General features: G+C 72.3%; 19 protein-coding genes. 10 read left to right on the top strand and 9 right to left on the bottom strand.

Features of this window, described 5'->3' with window-relative positions:
- The first annotated feature begins 27 nt into the window (after nt 1-27).
- A complete protein-coding gene (locus ACFWYW_RS32200) occupies nt 28-795 on the top strand; it encodes an FCD domain-containing protein (RefSeq protein WP_312896444.1) in 768 nt (255 codons plus the stop codon).
- Complete coding sequence (locus ACFWYW_RS32205) at nt 776-1,456, top strand: cache domain-containing protein (RefSeq protein ID WP_379616768.1); 681 nt, start codon at nt 776-778, stop codon at nt 1,454-1,456. Before ACFWYW_RS32200 ends, ACFWYW_RS32205 begins: the two co-directional genes overlap by 20 nt.
- A gap of 14 nt (nt 1,457-1,470) precedes the next feature.
- On the opposite strand, the gene ACFWYW_RS32210 is transcribed toward ACFWYW_RS32205, so the two are convergent.
- Nucleotides 1,471-3,438 (bottom strand): family 20 glycosylhydrolase, encoded by a 1,968-nt coding sequence (locus ACFWYW_RS32210; RefSeq protein ID WP_379616770.1) that lies wholly within the window; start codon nt 3,436-3,438, stop codon nt 1,471-1,473.
- Between the two features lie 63 nt (nt 3,439-3,501).
- Nucleotides 3,502-4,224 (bottom strand): carbon-nitrogen hydrolase family protein, encoded by a 723-nt coding sequence (locus ACFWYW_RS32215; RefSeq protein WP_379616772.1) that lies wholly within the window; start codon nt 4,222-4,224, stop codon nt 3,502-3,504.
- Between the two features lie 64 nt (nt 4,225-4,288).
- Between ACFWYW_RS32215 and ACFWYW_RS32220 the strand changes: the two genes are divergently transcribed.
- A complete protein-coding gene (locus ACFWYW_RS32220; RefSeq protein WP_379616774.1) occupies nt 4,289-4,894 on the top strand; it encodes a nitroreductase family protein in 606 nt (201 codons plus the stop codon).
- Between the two features lie 50 nt (nt 4,895-4,944).
- Here the strand turns inward: ACFWYW_RS32220 and ACFWYW_RS32225 are convergent, their stop codons facing one another.
- The 4 genes from ACFWYW_RS32225 to ACFWYW_RS32240 form a co-directional block, all read right to left on the bottom strand.
- Complete coding sequence (locus ACFWYW_RS32225) at nt 4,945-5,292, bottom strand: spore germination protein GerW family protein (RefSeq protein WP_379616776.1); 348 nt, start codon at nt 5,290-5,292, stop codon at nt 4,945-4,947.
- A 27-nt stretch (nt 5,293-5,319) separates the two neighbouring features.
- Entirely contained in the window at nt 5,320-6,672 is a 1,353-nt protein-coding gene (zwf, locus tag ACFWYW_RS32230) for a glucose-6-phosphate dehydrogenase (RefSeq protein ID WP_379616778.1), read from the bottom strand.
- A 1-nt stretch (nt 6,673) separates the two neighbouring features.
- Entirely contained in the window at nt 6,674-8,308 is a 1,635-nt protein-coding gene (gene pgi, locus ACFWYW_RS32235; protein WP_379616780.1) for a glucose-6-phosphate isomerase, read from the bottom strand.
- A 97-nt stretch (nt 8,309-8,405) separates the two neighbouring features.
- A complete protein-coding gene (locus ACFWYW_RS32240; RefSeq protein ID WP_379616782.1) occupies nt 8,406-10,100 on the bottom strand; it encodes an IlvD/Edd family dehydratase in 1,695 nt (564 codons plus the stop codon).
- A 67-nt stretch (nt 10,101-10,167) separates the two neighbouring features.
- Here ACFWYW_RS32240 and ACFWYW_RS32245 point away from each other — a divergent pair, with 67 nt between their 5' ends.
- On the top strand, nt 10,168-10,467 hold the full coding sequence (locus ACFWYW_RS32245; RefSeq protein WP_379616784.1) for an SH3 domain-containing protein: 300 nt from the start codon (nt 10,168-10,170) through the stop codon (nt 10,465-10,467).
- Here ACFWYW_RS32245 and ACFWYW_RS32250 read toward each other — a convergent pair.
- Entirely contained in the window at nt 10,464-11,621 is a 1,158-nt protein-coding gene (locus ACFWYW_RS32250; protein WP_379616786.1) for a thiolase family protein, read from the bottom strand. The genes ACFWYW_RS32245 and ACFWYW_RS32250 overlap by 4 nt on opposite strands.
- An 86-nt stretch (nt 11,622-11,707) precedes the next feature.
- On the opposite strand from ACFWYW_RS32250, the gene ACFWYW_RS32255 reads away from it, so the two are divergent.
- From ACFWYW_RS32255 to ACFWYW_RS32275, 5 genes are all read left to right on the top strand, one after another.
- Nucleotides 11,708-12,157 (top strand): winged helix-turn-helix transcriptional regulator, encoded by a 450-nt coding sequence (locus tag ACFWYW_RS32255; protein WP_379616788.1) that lies wholly within the window; start codon nt 11,708-11,710, stop codon nt 12,155-12,157.
- Between the two features lie 69 nt (nt 12,158-12,226).
- Nucleotides 12,227-13,708: an RCC1 domain-containing protein gene (locus tag ACFWYW_RS32260; protein ID WP_379616790.1), complete on the top strand. Its 1,482-nt coding sequence runs from the start codon at nt 12,227-12,229 to the stop codon at nt 13,706-13,708.
- Nucleotides 13,709-13,752: 44 nt separating this feature from the next.
- A complete protein-coding gene (locus ACFWYW_RS32265) occupies nt 13,753-14,970 on the top strand; it encodes an MFS transporter (protein ID WP_379616792.1) in 1,218 nt (405 codons plus the stop codon).
- Nucleotides 14,971-14,985: 15 nt separating this feature from the next.
- Entirely contained in the window at nt 14,986-15,306 is a 321-nt protein-coding gene (locus tag ACFWYW_RS32270; RefSeq protein ID WP_379616794.1) for a hypothetical protein, read from the top strand.
- Nucleotides 15,306-15,830, top strand: a complete 525-nt coding sequence (locus tag ACFWYW_RS32275; RefSeq protein ID WP_379616796.1) for a hypothetical protein — start codon at nt 15,306-15,308, stop codon at nt 15,828-15,830. The genes ACFWYW_RS32270 and ACFWYW_RS32275 overlap by 1 nt, the downstream gene beginning before the upstream one ends.
- Here ACFWYW_RS32275 and ACFWYW_RS32280 read toward each other — a convergent pair.
- Entirely contained in the window at nt 15,789-16,394 is a 606-nt protein-coding gene (locus ACFWYW_RS32280; RefSeq protein ID WP_379616798.1) for a TetR/AcrR family transcriptional regulator, read from the bottom strand. The genes ACFWYW_RS32275 and ACFWYW_RS32280 overlap by 42 nt on opposite strands.
- Before the next feature lie 58 nt (nt 16,395-16,452).
- On the opposite strand from ACFWYW_RS32280, the gene ACFWYW_RS32285 reads away from it, so the two are divergent.
- Nucleotides 16,453-17,040, top strand: coding sequence for a DUF1989 domain-containing protein (locus tag ACFWYW_RS32285; protein ID WP_379616800.1), 588 nt, complete (start codon nt 16,453-16,455; stop codon nt 17,038-17,040).
- Here ACFWYW_RS32285 and ACFWYW_RS32290 read toward each other — a convergent pair.
- Complete coding sequence (locus ACFWYW_RS32290; RefSeq protein ID WP_379616802.1) at nt 17,030-17,632, bottom strand: ArsR/SmtB family transcription factor; 603 nt, start codon at nt 17,630-17,632, stop codon at nt 17,030-17,032. The two genes, ACFWYW_RS32285 and ACFWYW_RS32290, sit on opposite strands and share 11 nt — an antisense overlap.
- Nucleotides 17,633-17,695 lie beyond the last annotated feature (63 nt).

Raw genomic sequence — 17,695 nt, forward strand, 5'->3', positions numbered from 1 at the left:
ATTTCAAAAGGCAATATGCTGGTGCCCGTGACCCAGCTGCCGGTGTCGGCCGTCTTCGCCCCGCTCGACGACGGATCGGGCCGCGTGGAGGTCGTCGTGCGCCGCCTGGCCGAGGCCATCGCCCTCGGCCTCGTCGCCGACGGCGACCAGCTCCCCTCGGAGCTGGAGCTGGCCGGAGCGCTCAACGTCTCCACCGTCACCCTGCGCGCCGCCCTGGCCGCCCTGCGCGAGCGCGGACTGGTCGAGACACGGCGGGGCAGGGGCGGCGGCACGTTCGTCCGCGGCCCCGCCGACCCGTCCGCCGCCCGCCTGCGCCAGCGCCTGCGCGAGCTGAGCAGCTCCGAACTCCGCGAGATCGGCGACTACCGCGCCGCCATCGCCGGAACCGCCGCCCGCCTGGCCGCGCTGCGCGCCTCGGGGGAGAACGTCCAGCGCCTGCGCCAGGTCGTCGCCAAGCTGGAGAAGGCCACCACGATGGGTGAGCGCCGCCGCGCCGACGGCCGCTTCCACATCGAACTCGCCGCCGCCGCCCAGTCCGTCCGGCTCACCCGCGCCGAGATCGACATCCAGGCCGAGGCGGGCGAACTGCTCTGGCTCCCGTACGGCGAGGCCGTCGACCCCGCCGAGGTCGTGCACAGCCACACCGCGGTCATCGACGCCGTGGCCGCCCGCGACGCAGAGAGCGCCAGACGCCTCACCGAAGCGCACATCGACAAGGGCGTCCAGCGTCTGATGGAGTTCCATTGGCGGCTCGTCGCGACAGCGGGAGGTGACGATGGAGGATCCACGCGTTGACCGGGTGGCCGACCGGGTTCACACGATCATCGAAGACATCTTCAGCTCCCTTGAGGAGATCAGGACGGCCGCCGTCGCCTGCTACCGGCCGGAGCTGTCCACCTCCGACCTGGTGGCGATCCGGCCGCAGATCTTCGGCTGCCTGCGCCGCTCGCCGGACGTGCTGGCCGGAGCCGGGCTCATCCTGGCCCCCGGCGTGCTGGCCGACCGGCCGCGCTGGCTGGAGTGGTGGCAGGCGCCCGACCCGACCTTCCTCGACGTCGACCTCAACCCCGACAGCCTCGACTTCTACGACTACACCGCCGCCGAGTGGTTCGCGGTGCCCGAGCGCACCCGCCGCCGCCACGTCGTCGGCCCGTACGTCGACTACGGCGGCACCGACACCTACATGCTCACGCTCACCACGCCCGTCGAGGTCGAGCGCCGTTTCCTCGGCGTGGTCGGCGCCGACGTGCGCGCGGCCCGCTTCGAGGAACTGCTGCTCGGCGTGCTGAGCGCCTGCTCGGCCGAGGTGGCGCTGGTCAACGCGGAGGGCCGCGTCGTGGCCGCCAACTCCCCGCGCCGCCCGTCCGGCTCGCTGCTGCCGGTGACCGGCGGCGACCCCCTGCCCAGCCTGCCCTGGCGGCTGATGTCCCTGGAGACGACCACGCACGCGGGGTAGCACACACGGGAGAGCTAGGGCGCCACTTCCAGGTAGTCGAGGTTGGGGCCGCCGTCGGACGTGGTGGCGGTGGCCCGGATGACGTTGGAACCCGCGTTCAGGGGCAGCGTGAGCGTCTTCGTCTGCCAGGTGGTCCACGCGCCGGTGCCGGGGAAGTCGTGCACCGTGCCGGCCACGTTCATGCGGCGGTTGGCGGTGGTGCCGTTGGCGTAGCGCAGGCGGACCGTGGCCGGGCCCGTCGTGGCGGCGGTGACGGTGAACTCGACATAGCCACCCGTGGCGTTGTCGTAGTTGACGAACCCGGTGCCCGAGTATCCGGCGTGGTTGGACTCGACCACGCCACGCGAGATCACCGCGTTCTCGGCCTCATGGCGGCCCTGCGGCGGGGTCGCCGCCCACGAGACCTGCGGCGAGCGGTAGAAGCCGATGCCCATGACCGCCCAGCGCGGCGCCTGCGCGCCCAGGCGGGCGCGGAAGGCGGTCCAGTTGTGCGTCGACCAGGGCGACCAGCCCAGCTCGGCGATGGCGGGCAGGCGCGGGAAGGCCATGAACTCGATGTGCTCCTCGGTGACCAGCGTCTCGGTCCACAGTGGCGCCTCGACGCCGAGCACGGCTGAGGCGGGCACGCCGCTGAGGTGGCTGCCGGGATTCCACTCATAGGCGGTCTTCACCTCGATGAGCGCCGCCCAGTCCTGCCCGAGCGGCGTCGAGGCGGTGTACTTCATGTCCAGGTACGCCTTGTTGGCCGGAGACATGATCACCTTGGCGCCCTTGGACACGGCGTTCGTGATCAGCGAGTCCGATGTCGTCGTCCCCCAGTACTGGGCCACCCGGCCGGGCGAGTGCCGCACCGCCGGCGCGCCGATCTGGTGCCAGCCCACGACCGCCTTGCCGCGCCCGGCCACCATCGGCTGCACCCGGTTCATGAACGTCGCGTACTGCGCGTCGGGCGTCGCGTCCGCCTCGTCACCCCCGATGTGCAGGTACGGCCCCGGCGTCAGCTCGGCCAGTTCCCTGATGACGTCGGCCACGAACGTGTAGGTGATCTCCTTCGTGGCGCACAGCGAGCTGAAGCCCACGCCCGTCCCGGTGTACAGCGGCGGCGCCACGCCGTTGCAGTTGAGCTCGGCGTAGGAGGCCAGCGCGGCGTTGGTGTGGCCGGGGACGTCGATCTCCGGCACGACCGTGATGTGGCGCTGGGCGGCGTAGGCGACGATCTCCTGGTACTGGGCCTTGGTGTAGTAGCCGCCGGGCCCGCCGCCGACCTGGGTGCTGCCGCCGTACGTGGCCAGGCGCGGCCAGGAGTCGACGACGATGCGCCAGCCCTGGTCGTCGGACAGGTGCAGGTGCAGATAGTTGATCTTGTAGAGCGCGATCCTGTCGATGTGCCGCTTGACGGTGGCGACCGGGTGGAAGTGCCGGGCGACGTCGAGCATGGTGCCCCGGTAGGCGAAGCGGGGATGGTCCACGATGCGCCCGCCCGGCACCGTCCACGGCCCCGGCTGCACGCTCGCGCTCTCCACCCGGGGCGGCAGGAGCTGGCGCAGTGTCTGCACGCCGTTGAACAGTCCCGCCGCCGTCCGCGCCCGGATCGTGACGCCGCTCGTGGCGACGTCGAGCTGGTAGCCCTGGTCGCCGACGCTCGGGTCAGCGCCGGACAGCAGCAGTGACACGCTGCCCTGGCCGCCGCTGCGCAGCGGCAGCGCGTACCCCGTGGAAGAGCGCAGCAGCCCCGCGAGGTAGCCGCCCACGCCCGCGTCGTCGCTGGCGATCGTCGCGTCCGCGGCCAGCGTGTACGGCGTGGCCGCCGCCTGAACCGACACCGGCGCCGGGATCACGTCCCCGAGCGCCTGGGCCGCGCCGGCCGAGGCGACCAGGCCGCCCGCGCCGGCGGCCCCGGTGGGCAACGTCCCCAGCGCGGCCAGCAGCACCCCCGCCAGCAGGGTGCGAGTGGCGAGCGTGCCGATCCTGGAACGGCCCATGGCGGTCCTCCGCGGATGCTCCCGGTTAATGGTTAGTAAGCTTTACTTCCCCAAGTCGTCCGGTCAAGACAAGAACCCGCGCCCCGCCCGGTCGGCCCGCAGCGCGTCCAGCCGCTCGAAGTCCATGACCCGCACACCGGCGCCCCGGACGTAGTACTCCGCCGGCCGCGCCGGATACGGGTCGGCGAACCCCGTCACCCCCGCGCACGGCGCCCCGTGGTAGCTGGCGCCGTGCTGCCAGTCGCTCACCGCCACGTACGTCATGAACTCGTACGCCCTGGCCACGCTCATGTGCTGCCACAGCGCCCGCGAGGGATCAGGTGAGTCCCACTGCGTCACCGAGAAGGCCGGCACCAGCACCGCGTCCACCGGCGCGGCCAGCCGGGCCGAGTACCACAGGTCCGCGCACACCAGCACCCGCACCCGCCGCCCCGCCAGCTCGAACGTCTGCGACGGCCGCCCCGGCAGCACCCCCGCCCGATGCTCGACCCCGTAGGGATGCGCCTTCTCGTACTCGGCCACGACCCGCCCGGCCGGATCGGCCACCACGCCCCGGTTGACGCTCCCGCCGTCGACCGCGTCGTAGTGCGACCCGCCCACCACGTACGCCCCGGCCCGCCGCGCCAGCCCGGACACCCGCTCCAGATACTCCGCCCTCGGCAACCGCGACCCGGCCAGCTCCGGCAGCACCACCAGATCGCTCTCCTCCAGCAGCTCGTCCGCGGCGTCGAAGTTGTCGTGCCCGTCGGGCGACCAGGCGGCGGGGGCGATCGTCAAGACCTTCACCCCGTCATCGTCGCAGCCGCCCACGCCACGGGTGCCGCGGGGCCGGGTCTGGGAAGCTGGGCGCATGACGGAATTTCAGGAAGTGGTACGGCGCCGGCGCATGGTCCGCAATTATGACCCCGACCGCCCCGTTCCGGCCGAGATCCGCGAGCGCATCCTCGGCAACGCGCTGCACGCGCCCTCCGCCGGGTTCAGCCAGGGCTGGGCGTTCCTGGTGCTGGAGGAGCCGCAGGACATCGAGCGGTTCTGGAAGGTGTCCGGCGACGAGGCCGACGACTGGGGCAAAGGGCTGCGCCGCGCCCCGCTCCTGATCATCCCGCTCTCGCACAAACAGGCCTACCTCGACCGCTACGCCGCCCCCGACAAGGGCTGGACGGACAAGGACGAGAGCCGCTGGCCGGTGCCGTACTGGGACATCGACACCGGCATGGCCTCCCTGCTCATGCTCCTCACCGCGGTGGACGAGGGGCTCGGCGCGTGCTTCTTCGGGGTCCCGCCGGGTGAGCGGACGGCGCTGCTGAAGGAGTCGTTCGGCGTGCCCGGCGCCTACACCCCGATCGGCGTGATCAGCGTCGGCTACCGGGCGCAGGACAAGGCCTCGCCGTCCCTGAAGCGCGGCCGCAAGCCCACCGGCGAGGTGGTGCACCGCGGCGCCTGGGGCCGCCACTGACGTCCGATGCGCCTTCCCCGGACAGGCGCCTGGGGAAGGCGCGGGAGATCTCAGCGCTTACGGCGGCGCTTCACGATGGCCCGGATGGTCAGCAGCAGCACGACCGCCACGATCTGGCCGCCGAGCACGATGCGGTTGACGTCGACGACCGGCTGCCAGCGCACCTCGCCGTCCTTGATCACGAAGATGCCCGCCGGGGCGGCACCGAAGCCGAACCCGCCGCCGGCGCCCTGGCCGGGGTGCTCGCCGCCCTCGGAGGTGCCGGATCCGCCGCCCCCGCCCTGGCCGATCTTGGCGACGGGGATGACGGTGACGTCGCCGTGCCGGATCGGCTCGCCGAAGACCCGCTTGACGGTCGCCGCGTCCTTGGTCTTCTCCACCAGTTCCATGATGTCCATGCCTCCACACTCCCACCGTGGAGGGGGTCAGTCGAAGGTGGTGGAGATCTCGTGCCAGCGCACCATGCCGGCCGCCGCCGCGGGACCCCACGTGCCCTTCTCGTACGGCAGCGGCGCCTGCGGCAGGTCGAGCACCGGCTGCACGATCCGCCACGACTCCTCGGCCAGGTCGAAGCGGACGAAGCGCCGCGGGTCACCCGACACCGCGTCGGTGAGGATGCGCTGGTAGGCGGCCTCCATGGGCCCGAGCACCTTGGTGAAGTCGACGCTCACCGGCACCTGCCGGGTGGCGTCGCGGCCCGGCTCCTTGGCCAGCAGGTCGAAGGTGACGCCCGCGTCGGGCTGCAGCCGGAACCTGATCAGGTTGGGCTTGACCTCGCCGTGGAACAGCGTGACCGGCGGCATCCGCAGCTCGGCGACGATCTCCAGGTCGGTGGTGGGCAACGCCTTGCCGGAGCGGATGTAGAAGGGCACGCCGGCCCAGCGCCAGTTGTCGATGGCGGCGCGCATGGCCACGAACGTCTCGGTGGTGGAGCCGGGCCGCACGCCTGCGGTGCCGAGGTAGCCGGTGTACTGGCCGCGTACGACGTCGGCGGGCTGGATGTCCTGCACGGCGCGCAGCACGCGCCACTTCTCGTCGATGAGCGCGCGGGCGTCCTTCGAGGGCGGCGCGTCCATCGCGAGGATGGCCAGCAGTTGCATCAGGTGGTTCTGGACGACGTCGCGGATGGTGCCGTTGGCGTCGTAGAAGGCGCCGCGGTCGGAGACGTCGAAGCTCTCGGCCATCGTGATCTGGACGTTGCGCACGTAGTTGCGGTTCCAGATGGGCTCCAGCAGCATGTTGCCGAGCCGGAAGACGAGCAGGTCCTCCACCGGCTCCTTGCCGAGGAAGTGGTCGACGCGGCGCAGGTGGTCCTCGTCGAAGTACTTGAGCAGCTCGGCGTTGAGCTCGCGGGCCGAGGCCTGGTCGTGGCCGAACGGCTTCTCCACCACGAGCCGCGCGTCGCGGTGGAGCCCGACGCCGGCCAGGCCCTGCGCGACGGCGCCGAACAGCGCCGGCGGCACCGCCAGGTAGTGCACGAGGAAGCCCGCGCCGTCCACCTCGTCGCGGATGGCGGCGAACGTGGACTCCTCGCGGTAGTCGCCCGCCACCAGCCGCAGGTTGCCCGCGAACTTCTCGAAGGCCGCGTCGCTCACCCCGCCGCAGGCCTGGCGGGCCCGCTCGCGCAGGCCCGCCAGGTCGAGGTCGGTCTTGGCGACGCCGACGATGGGCAGGTCGAGCACCCCGTCGGCGGTCAGCCGGTAGAGCGCGGGCAGCAACATCTTGTAGGCCAGATCACCGGTGATCCCGAACAGGACCATCGCGCCCGCACGCGTCATGTCAAATGCGCCTTCCTCTGAGTTCCCGGTACTTCTTTACCAGCTGGGCGGTGGAAGCGTCGGGGAACGCCACAGGCGGCTCTTCCGAGGTCAGCAGGGGCTCCAGGCCGAGCGCCATCTTCTTGCCCAGCTCGACGCCCCACTGGTCGAAGGAGTCGACGCCCCAGATGACGCCCTCGACGAAGACGATGTGCTCATAGAGGGCGACGAGCTGGCCGAGGGTGTACGGGGTGAGCTTCGGCGCCAGGATCGTCGAGGTGGGCCGGTTGCCCGGCATCACCTTGTGCGGCACGACCTCGGCCGCGGCGCCCTCCGCGGCGATCTCCTCGGCGGTCTTGCCGAAGGCCAGCGCGGTGGTCTGGGCCAGGAGGTTGGCCGTGAGGATGTCGTGCATGCCCGCGGCGTCCTCGTACGGCTCGGCGAAGCCGATGAAGTCGGCGGGCACGAGCCGGGTGCCCTGGTGCAGGAGCTGGTAGAAGGCGTGCTGGCCGTTGGTGCCCGGCTCGCCCCAGAAGATCTCGCCGGTGTCGGTGGTGACCGGCGTGCCGTCGGCGCGCACGGACTTGCCGTTGGACTCCATCGTGAGCTGCTGCAGGTAGGCGGGGAAGCGGTGCAGCCGCTGGCTGTAGGGCAGCACCGCCCGGGTCTGGGCGCCGAAGAAGTCGTTGTACCAGATGCCGAGCAGCCCCATCAGCACCGGCATGTTCCGCTCGAACGGCGTGGTGCGGAAGTGCTCGTCGATCGCGTGGAAGCCGGCCAGCATCTCGCGGAAGCGCGCGGGCCCGACCGCGATCATCAGCGACAGGCCGATGGCGCCGTCGAAGGAGTAGCGGCCGCCGACCCAGTCCCAGAAGCCGAACATGTTGGCGGTGTCGATGCCGAACCCGGCCACCTTCTCCGCGTTGGTGGAGACGGCCACGAAGTGCTTTCCGACCGCGTCCTCGCCCAGTGCCGAGACCAGCCAGTCGCGCGCCACACGGGCGTTGGTCAGCGTCTCCAGCGTCGTGAACGTCTTCGAGCTGATCACGAACAGCGTCGTGGCCGGGTCCAGGCCGCGCAGGTTGCCGTGGATGTCGGCCGGGTCGATGTTGGAGACGAACCGGGCCGTGATCCCGGCGTCGGCGTAGTCCTTCAGCGCCTCGTAGGCCATCGCCGGGCCCAGGTCGGAGCCGCCGATGCCGATGTTGACCACGGTGGCGATGGGCTCGCCGGTCGCGCCGCGCCACTCCTTCGCGCGTACCCGGTCGGCGAAGGCGCTCATCTTGTCCAGGACGGCGTGCACGTCGGCCACCACGTCCTGGCCGTCGACCACCAGCTCCGCGTGCGCGGGCAGGCGCAGCGCCGTGTGCAGCACCGCCCGGTCCTCGCTCACGTTGATGTGCTCGCCGCGGAACATCGCCTCGATGCGGTCGCTCAGCCCGGCGCGCTCGGCCAGCCGTAGCAGGAGGTCGAAGGTCTCGGCGGTGGCGCGGTGCTTGGAGTAGTCGAGGTAGAGGTCGCCGGCGCGCACGCTCAGCCGCTCCGCCCGGCCCGGGTCGGCCGCGAACAGCTCGCGCAGGGTGGTGCCCGCGATCTCCTCGTGGTGCTTGGCCAGTGCCGTCCACTCCTGGCTCTGGGTGATGTCGCCGCTGTTCATGTGTCCTCCTCGGGCCGTCAAACCGATCACATCGTCCCGTAACGCCGTACCCAGCCTGACCATTTCCGCGCGTGGCGCAGAAGACTCTTTGCCGTGCTCAGTGCGACTCCCTGGCCACGGACGAGCCGCTCGTACCGGTGAGGAAGTCCAGGTCGCAGCCCCGGTCGGCCTGCAGGACGTGCTCCACGTAGAGCTTCTCCCAGCCTCTGGCCGGGCGGGCGAAACCGGTCGTGACCGGCTCGCGGGCGGCCAGGGCGGCGTCGGGCACGTCCACCCGCAGCGTCCTGCCCGGCACGTCGAGCACGATCGGGTCGCCGGTCCTGACCCTGGCCAGCGGCCCGCCCGCGGCGGCCTCGGGCGCGACGTGCAGGACGACGGTGCCGTAGGCGGTGCCGCTCATCCGCGCGTCGCTGATGCGCACCATGTCGCGCACCCCCTTGGCCAGCAGCTTGGCGGGCAGCGGCAGGTTGCCGACCTCCGGCATGCCCGGGTAGCCTTTGGGGCCGCAGCCACGCAGCACCAGCACGGAGCTCTCGTCGGCGTCCACGGTGTCCAGGCGCGCGTGCAGGTCCTCGACGCTGTCGAAGACGATCGCCCGGCCGCGGTGGCGCAGCAGTTCCGGCGAGGCGGCGGCGGGCTTGATCACCGCGCCGTCCGGGGCCAGGTTGCCGCGCAGCACGGCGATGCCCGCGTCGGGCAGCAGCGGGTCGGCGCGCGGCCGGATCACGCCCGCGTCCCAGATCGGCGCGTCGCGGAGGTAGCCGGTGAGCGGGCGTCCGGTGACAGTGCGCGCCGCGGGGTCGAGAAGGTCCTCCACCTGATGGAGTACGGCCCGCAGCCCGCCCGCCCTGAACAGGTCGTCCATGAGGTGCCGCCCGGCCGGCTGCAGGTCGGCCAGCAGCGGCACCCCGGCGCCGGTCCGGTCGAAGTCGTCCAGGTCCAGTTCCACGCCGAGCCGCCCGGCGATGGCCAGCAGGTGCACGACCGCGTTGGTGGAGCCGCCGATCGCGGCCAGCGTGACGATCGCGTTGAGGAAGGAGGGGCGGGTCATGACCGCGCTGGGCCGCCGGTCCTCCCGGACCAGCTCGACCGCGAGCGCGCCGCTCGCGTGCGCGCGTTCGAGCAGGCGGCTGTCGGCCGCTGGAGTGCCCGCGGTGCCGGGGATGGTCATGCCGAGCGCCTCGGCCACGCAGGCCATCGTCGAGGCGGTGCCCATGGTGTTGCAGTGCCCGCGGCTGCGGATCATGGAGGACTCGGACTCCAGGAACGACGCGCGGGTCAGCGTGCCGGCCCGCACCTCCTCGCTGAGCCGCCACACGTCGGTGCCGCAGCCCAGCGGCATGCCCTGGAAGTGGCCGGTCAGCATCGGCCCGCCGGGCACGACAAGCGCGGGCAGGTCCACGGAGGCGGCGGCCATGAGCAGCGAGGGGATCGTCTTGTCACAGCCGCCGAGCAGCACGACGCCGTCCACGGGGTTGGCGCGCAGTATCTCCTCGGTGGCCATGGCGGCGAGGTTGCGCCAGAGCATGGCCGTCGGGCGGACGTTGGTCTCGCCGAGCGAGACGACGGGCAGGTTCAGCGGTACGCCTCCGGCCGCCCAGACGCCGGCGGCGACGCTCTTGGCCACCTCGTCGAAGTGGGCGTTGCAGGGGGTGAGGTCGGAGGCGGTGTTGGCGATGGCGATCTGGGGGCGCTCGAAGGCGTCGGCCGGGGTGCCGCGGCGCATCCAGGCGCGATGGATGTAGGAGTTTCTGTCGTCGCCTGCGTACCACTGAGCACTGCGGAGAGGCATCTCGGCAGCTTAGCGTCCTCTTGATCGGGATATATAAGACATATCCCCCCTTAAGGGGAGGTATGTGATGCGCCGGTTCATCCTGTTCGTGGCCTCGCTGGCCGCCGCCGCACCGCTGTCGTTGTTCGCCCTCACGCCCGCGTCCGCCGCCTCGCCGTGCGTGTACGAGGTGGCGCCGCCGTACCCGGCCAATCTGTGGATCAGGTCGGGGCCGGGCACGCAGTACGAGCGCGTGGGCGCGGTGGGCTACGGCGAGACCGTCGAGGGCTCCTGCGGAGGCGGCCGCGCCTGGATGCGCGTGTGGACCGGCGACTCCGAGGGCTGGGCCTACGGCCCGTACCTGGAGCCGGTCGAGTACGACTATTAGAGCGCCTCCAGGATCGTCGCGTTGGCCAGCCCGCCCGCCTCGCACATCGTCTGCAGGGCGTAGCGGGCGCCGCGCTCGCGCATGGCCCCGACCAGGGTGGTCATGATGCGGGCGCCGCTGGCCCCGAGGGGGTGGCCCAGCGCGATCGCGCCGCCCTTCACGTTGACCTTGGCCGGGTCGGCGCCGGTCTCCTGCTGCCAGGCCAGCACCACGCTCGCGAACGCCTCGTTGACCTCGAACAGGTCGATGTCGTCCAGGCGCAGCCCGGCCCTGCGCAGCACCTTGTCGGTGGCCGGGATGACGCCCGTGAGCATGAGCAGCGGGTCGGAGCCGGTCACGGCGAAGGAGTGCAGCCTGGCCAGCGGGCGCAGGCCCAGGCGGGCGGCGTTCTCGCTCGTGGTGATGAGCAGGGCGGCGGCGCCGTCGTTGATCGGGCTGGAGTTGCCCGCGGTGACCGACCAGCCGATCTGCGGGAAGCGCTCGGCGTAGCCGGGGTCGGCGAAGGCGGGCTTCAGCCCGGCCAGGATCTCGGTCGTGGTGGCGGGCCGTACCGACTCGTCGTGGGCGAGACCGGCGATCGGGGCGAGTTCCCCGGTGAAGTCGGCGGCGGCGGCCTTGGCGTGGGAGGCGGCGGAGAAGGTGTCCATCTGCTCGCGGCCGAGCGACCACTTGGCGGCGATCAGCTCGGCGCTGACGCCCTGGGGCACCAGGCCGCCGGGGAAACGCCCGGCCACGCCGGGCCCGAACGGGTCCTTGCCCGGCGGCACGTTCGACCACATCGGCACCCGGCTCATCGACTCCACGCCGCAGGCCACCACCAGGTCGTAGGCGCCGGCGATGACGCCCTGGGCGGCGAAGTGCACGGCCTGCTGGGACGAGCCGCACTGGCGGTCCACGGTCACCGCGGGAACCGAGTCGGGGGAACCGGCCGACAGCCACGCGTAACGGGTGGTGTTCATGGCCTGCTCGCCGACCTGGTCGACGGTCCCGCCGATCACGTCGTCGACCAGCGCGGGGTCCACTCCCGAGCGCTCCACCAGGGTACGCAGCGTGTGGGCGAGCAACTCGACCGGATGGACCCCGGCCAGGGCGCCGCCCGGTTTGCCCTTGCCGATGGGGGTGCGCACGGCCTGCACGATGACGGCGTCACGCATGAGCCCTCCTGCTGTTAGTTGGAAAACTGGACCTACTGTAGACCGAGTTCGTCCGGTTTTCCAACGCACTGCCGTACCCTGGGATGATGACGACGGCACGGCCCTGCACGATCGCCGACACCCTCGCGGTGGTCGGCGAGAAGTACTCCCTGCTCATCCTGCGCGAGGTCTTCTTCGGCGTGCGCCGCTTCGACGCGATGGCCCGCAACATCGGCGCGCCCCGCGACATCCTGACCGCGCGGCTCAAGCGCCTGGTCGAGGCCGGGCTGCTGGAGAAGGTCGCCTACAGCGAGCGCCCGCCACGCTTCGAGTACCGGCCGACGGCGGCCGGGGTGGAGCTGCAGGGCGTGCTGCACCTGCTGCGCCAGTGGGGCGACCGGCACCTGCCCGGCGACCCGCCGGTCGTCTTCTCGCACGCCTGCGGACAGGAGCTCGACCCGGTCGTGACCTGCCGCGGCTGCGGGGAGAGCGTGGCGCCGGGCTCGCTGACGGCCGACTTCAGGGTGCCGGGTTGGGGCGCGTCCGGCGCGCGCTGACGCCGCCGGAACGGGCTGGAACGGGGTGGAACGCCTCTACGTGAGGGACCAGACCCGGGAGGCAGACCCGTGCACACCATCGCAGCGGCGCTCACCGCCGCCGTCACCGCATTCGCTCCGTCGGCGGTCTTCGCGCCCGCCCAGACCTGGGGCTGGGGGTGGAACCAGTTCGGCCAGCTCGGCCTCGGCGACGCCCGCGTCGCGGTCAACCAGCCCGTCGCCGCCGCCGGCGACTCGCGCTTCAAGCAGGTCGAGCCGGGCTTCACGCACAGCCTGGCCATCGCCGACGACGGCACCGTGTGGGCCTGGGGAGACAACTCCAACGGCCAGCTCGGCACCGGCACCCGCTCACCCAGCCTGACTCCGGCCCAGGTGCCGGGGCTGGCGAACATCGTGGACGTCGCCGCCGGCCAGCGCTTCAGCCTCGCCGTCGACACCGGCGGCCTGGTCTGGGCGTGGGGACTCAACTCCTCCTTCCAGCTCGGCGACGGCACCACCACGGAAAGGCTCAGCCCGCGCCGCGTCGCCGCGCCGCAGGACATCGTGGAACTGGAGGCCGGCGCCGCCTTCAGCCTGGCCAGGGGCGCCACCGGCAACGCCTACGGCTGGGGCGCCAACGGCCTGGGCCAGCTCGGCGACGGCACCATCCTGGCGCGCCCCCTGCCGATCCAGATGCCGAACGTCGGCGGCGTCACCGACATCGCGGCCGGCGGCGTCCACGGCATGGCGGCGCTGTCAAACGGCAACGTGATCACGTGGGGCCACAACAACAACGGCCAGATCGGCGACGGCACCCTGGTCAAGCGGACGACCCCGGTCAGCCTCGGCATGACCGGCGTGACCTCGGTCGACGCGGGCGGCGCGCACAGCATGGCCCGCGACAACCTCGGCCGGGTGTGGGCGTGGGGCGCCAACGAGGCCGGCCAGCTCGGTGACGGTACCCAGCAGAAGCGCCTGGTCAGGCAGCAGGTGCCCGGCCTGACCGGGATCGCGCGCATCGCCGCCGGCAGCCAGTCGGGCTATGCCCAGAGCGCGGCGGGAACCACGTTCGCCTGGGGCGCCAACGGCCTGGGCGAGGCGGGCGACGCCACACTCACCACGCGCACGCTGCCGAAGGCGATCGCGCAGCCCGGCTTCACCTCCTTCGCCGCCTCCGCGACCTCGCGCCACGTCCTGGCCCTGCGCGACCTCGGCACGCCCGTGCCCCCGGCCAAGCCCGGCATCGTGATCGCCCTCGACCCCGCCGACGGCAAGCTGCCGCCCGGCGGCTCCATCACCGTGCGGGTGCGGACCGAGCCCGTCGCCGGCTTCACCGGGCCCGTGCACCTGGCGGTGACCGGGCTGCCGCCGCGGGTCGGCGCCACCTTCGACCCGCCGGCCGTGGTGGCGGGCGAGTCCGCCGAGCTCACGCTCACGGCCGATCCCACCGCGACCTCCTCCGAGCGCCCGTTCGGACTGACCGTGCTCGCCCGGACCACCGAGGACCTGGCGCTCGACCTGTTCACGCTGACCGTCATCACTACGCTCACGGCGGATCCGCGCCCGGCGTAACGCCTGTCCCGGCCGTCCGCCCCGCCAGTAGCGTCGAGCGCATCATGATCGAGCTCCTCAAGGACGGCACCTACCTGCGCTACTGGCTGGCGGTGGTCATCTCCTTCCTCGGTGACGCGATGACCCGCGTCACGCTGATCTTCCTGGCCGGCCGGCTGACCGACAGCCCGGTCGTCATCTCGCTGGTCGTGCTGTCACAACTGCTGCCCTCCGGGGTGCTCGGCGCGTTCGTCGGCCCGCTGGCCGACCGGCTGCCCACCCGGACGCTGCTCATCGGCGCCGACCTGGCCCGGGTCCCCGTCGTGCTCGCCATGATCCCCGCGCTCGACTCGATGGGGCTGCTGCTCGCACTCATCCTGCTCGAAGGCGTGGGCAAGGCGTTCTTCGAGACCGCCAGGATCACCGCCATCCCGAGGGTCGTCGGCGGTCACGACATCGCCTCGGCGGTGGCGTTGTTCCAGAGCACCAACCAGACGGTCAACATGATCGGTCCCGCGCTCGGCGGCCTGCTCGTCGCCCTGGGCAGCGTGCCGGTCGTGCTGGGACTCAACGCCGCGACCTTCGTGGTCTCGGCCGTGCTGCTGGGCAGCCTCGGCGTGCTGCGCGACGGGCCGCTCGCGCGGGCCGCAGCAGAGCCGTACTGGCAGGCGCTGCGGGCCGGGGTCAGCGGCGTGCTCGCCATCCCGTCCCTGCGCTTCCTGCTCGCCTTCCTCATCCCCGTCACGCTCGTGACCGGCCTGTTCACCACCGGCTTCAACGCCCAGCTCCTGACCGTCTTCGACCTGCGAGCCATGGAGTACGGCACCGCCCAGGCCCTGTTCGCCGGCGGCTCGATCGCCGGAGCCCTCCTCGGCCCCGCCCTGATCCGCCGCTACGGCTCGACGCCCCGGATGCTGGTGGCCACCGTCACCCTGTTCGGCCTGGCCCTGCTCACCCCCGCCCTCCTCGGCGGCAGCCCCGGGCTGGCCGTGATCGTCGGCTGGTGCCTGGTCGTCGGCCTCTTCGCCAGCCTCTTCCAGGTGCCGCTGGCCAACACCATGCTCAGCGACCTGCCCGAGGAGCTGCGGGGCAGAGGCGTGGGGCTGCTCAACACCGTCATGGTCAACTTCACGCTGGGCGGGGTGGCGCTGGGCGGGCCCGCCGCGAGCGCGTTCGGGGTGGCCGGGTCGCTGGTCGCCTCCGGGGTCGTGCTGCTGATCGCCTGCGCGGCGTTCCTGCCCGCCGCCCTGCGGGCGCGGCCCGCCGTACCACGGGAGGGGTGAGAGAGCTTGCCCGCCATGACGGAACCCCTCCTCGACCTCGTCCGCCGCACCCCCGAGGCCGCCCGGCTGCTCGCCTGGCCCTTCGGGTTCGACGTCGTGCGGGTGCCCTACTGGGCCGACTGCCTGGGCCTCGGGGGAGTGGCGGAGATGGAGGCGGCAGTCCCCGGGCTGGAGAGCGAGTACGACCTCGGCGGTGGCCGCTCGGTGGTGTCCTGGATGCTCGCGCTGGCCGTTCCGCCGGTGGGCGAGGTGCTGGCCCGGCTGCTGGAGGCGAGCGGGCGGCCCGGGTACGTGCTGCTCAACGACGAGGACGGCGCGTACGAGACACTGGGGTGATGATCGACCTGCTGACGGCCGCGCCGGGGCCCGAGTTCCACATTCCCGGCTCCACGCTGCCGGTCCGCCTGGCCCGTCTGCACGGCGCCACGTCCGTGGTCCGCTTCCCCGCCGGGTGGGAACGCCGCGGGCGCGGCCACTATCTGGCGGGGGAGGAGTTCGTCATCCTGGCCGGCGCCCTTCACGTCTCCGGCGTCACCTACCTGCCCGGCCACCACGCCTGGCTGCCCGCCGGCACGCTCCGCCACGACTCCGCCGCCCCGGACGGCGCCGTGGCGCTGGCCCACTTCGCCGGCCCGCCCACGTGGGTGCCGAGCCTGCTGGACGAGGCCGACGGGCCCACGACGCGGACGCCGCTGGAGAGCGTGGTCATCCCGCCGGGCGGGCTGGCACTGTCGCCGCTGTCGTGGCTGCGGGACGCTCCGGTGCCGCTGCCGGGGGACGCGGAGATCGTCACGGTGGGTACGTGGACGTGGCAGCTGTCAGCCTTCATGCCCGAGGGACGGGTGCTGGTCCGCGCCTGAGCCGTGGAGCCCCAGCGCGTGGCGGAGGAGGGCGCGGATCTCGGAGTAGGGGATCGGGTTGTCGTCGAGCAGGACCCCGGCGCAGACGCCGTCCGACGCCGCGACCAGGGAGCGGATGAGGATCGGGTCGTCGGTGTACTGGCGGGCCATCTCGGCGACCGTGGCGCGCCAGTGCCCGGCGATGGGGCGCAGCGCCGGGCGGCGGGTCGCCAGCATGGTCAGCTCGCGTTCGGCCAGCGCGCGGGCGCGGCCGGGTCCCGCCGCGTCGGAAATGAGCTGGGCCAGGCCGTCCACGCCGTCGCGGCCCTCGTCGATGATGGCGCGCAGCTGGCGGGCGTACTCGCCGGAGGCCGCGGTCAGCGCCGCGACCAGCAGGTCGTCGAGCGTGGCGAAATAGTAGAGCGCCAGGCTCGGCGGCGCGCCCGCCTCGGCCGCGACCGAGCGATGCGTCACCCCGGCGACGCCCTCCCGCTCGATCACCCTGAGCGTGGCCTCGATGATCTCCCGCCGGCGTCGTTCTCCTCTGGCCTTACGCCCGTCCGTGCTGGCCACGGCCTCGTTCAATGCCGTCCTCCCCTGCTAATTGAACGTGCGTACAACAAATTACCGTAGGCTGGTCCCCATGGAAAACGTGATCATTGAACCCCAGACCGGCCGGGCGCTTGAGGTGGCGCGCGGCAGCCTGATCGAGGTCGTCGACCTGGAAGGCCGTCAGGTCGGTGACATGTGGGCCATCGACAGCGCCGCTCCGGAGCGCTGGCTGTCCACGGCGCACACCCGCGACCGGCTGGAGCGCCTGTTCCCGAAAACCGGCGAGGCGTTCAGGGACCAGGCCGGCGAGCCCATGCTCGAACTGGTCGCCGACACCTCGCCCGGCCCGCACGACATGCTCTACCCACCGTGCAACGCCCCGTTGTACGAGGCCGAGGGCCTGTTCGGGCACCCCAACTGCCACGACAACTTCCTGGGCGCGGTGGCGGCGGCCGGCCTGTCGCTGCCGGTCGTGCCCGATCCGGTCAACCTCTTCCAGAACTCCCCGCCACGGCCCGACGGCAGCCTGCCCGTCGGCACGGCGGCCTCGAAGGCGGGGGACGGCATCACCTTCCGCGCGCTGCGGGACCTGTGGTTCGTCCTCACCTCGTGCTCGGTGGACAACTGGCCGACCAACGGCTACGCCTGCACGCCGCTGGCCGTACGGGTCACTCGCTGACCGGCGGGCCGATCGGCTCGGTGTAGCAGAAGAAGATGACCGGACGGCGCTCGGCCGGGTCGTCCCCGGCGTTCTCGCCGAGCGTCTGGTAGCGCATCACCAGGTCGTCGAGCTCCTCGTCGAAGCGGCTCAGCTCTTGCGCGGTCAGCCGCATCGGGCCCTTGCGGGCGAGGGTCGAGGCGTCCTGCCACTCGGGGGGCCAGGTGTGCATGCCGTTCACCCAGTCCCGCATCCGCTCGGCCGTGGCGTCGATCAGCTGGAGCATCGTGGCCCGCGAGGCGACGCGGCCGACCGGGTCGCCGGCGAACTCCGAGGGCGTCATCGACACGCTCTCGGTCGGCACCAGCCGCCACCAGCGCTCGCGCCGATCGCGGGCCAGCTCGGGAACCTCCGTCACCAGCCCGTGCAGCGCGAGCTGGCGCATGTGGTAGCTGACCACGCCCACGGGCTGCGCCAGCCGCTCGGCGAGCATGCCCACCGTGGCCGGTCCGGCCTCGTGCACCAGCAGGAGCAGCCGCATCCGCACGGGGTGGCTGAGCGCCTTGAGCGTGCCGGCGTCCTTGGGGCCTAGGTGGCGGCGAGCCTGTTCCATGCCGTCACCCTACTGGAAAAGTTGTACAAGGATTCTTGTACAACTATTGTCGTCGATCGTGCA

The organism is Nonomuraea sp. NPDC059023, assembly GCF_042740095.1.
Classification (GTDB): domain Bacteria; phylum Actinomycetota; class Actinomycetes; order Streptosporangiales; family Streptosporangiaceae; genus Nonomuraea.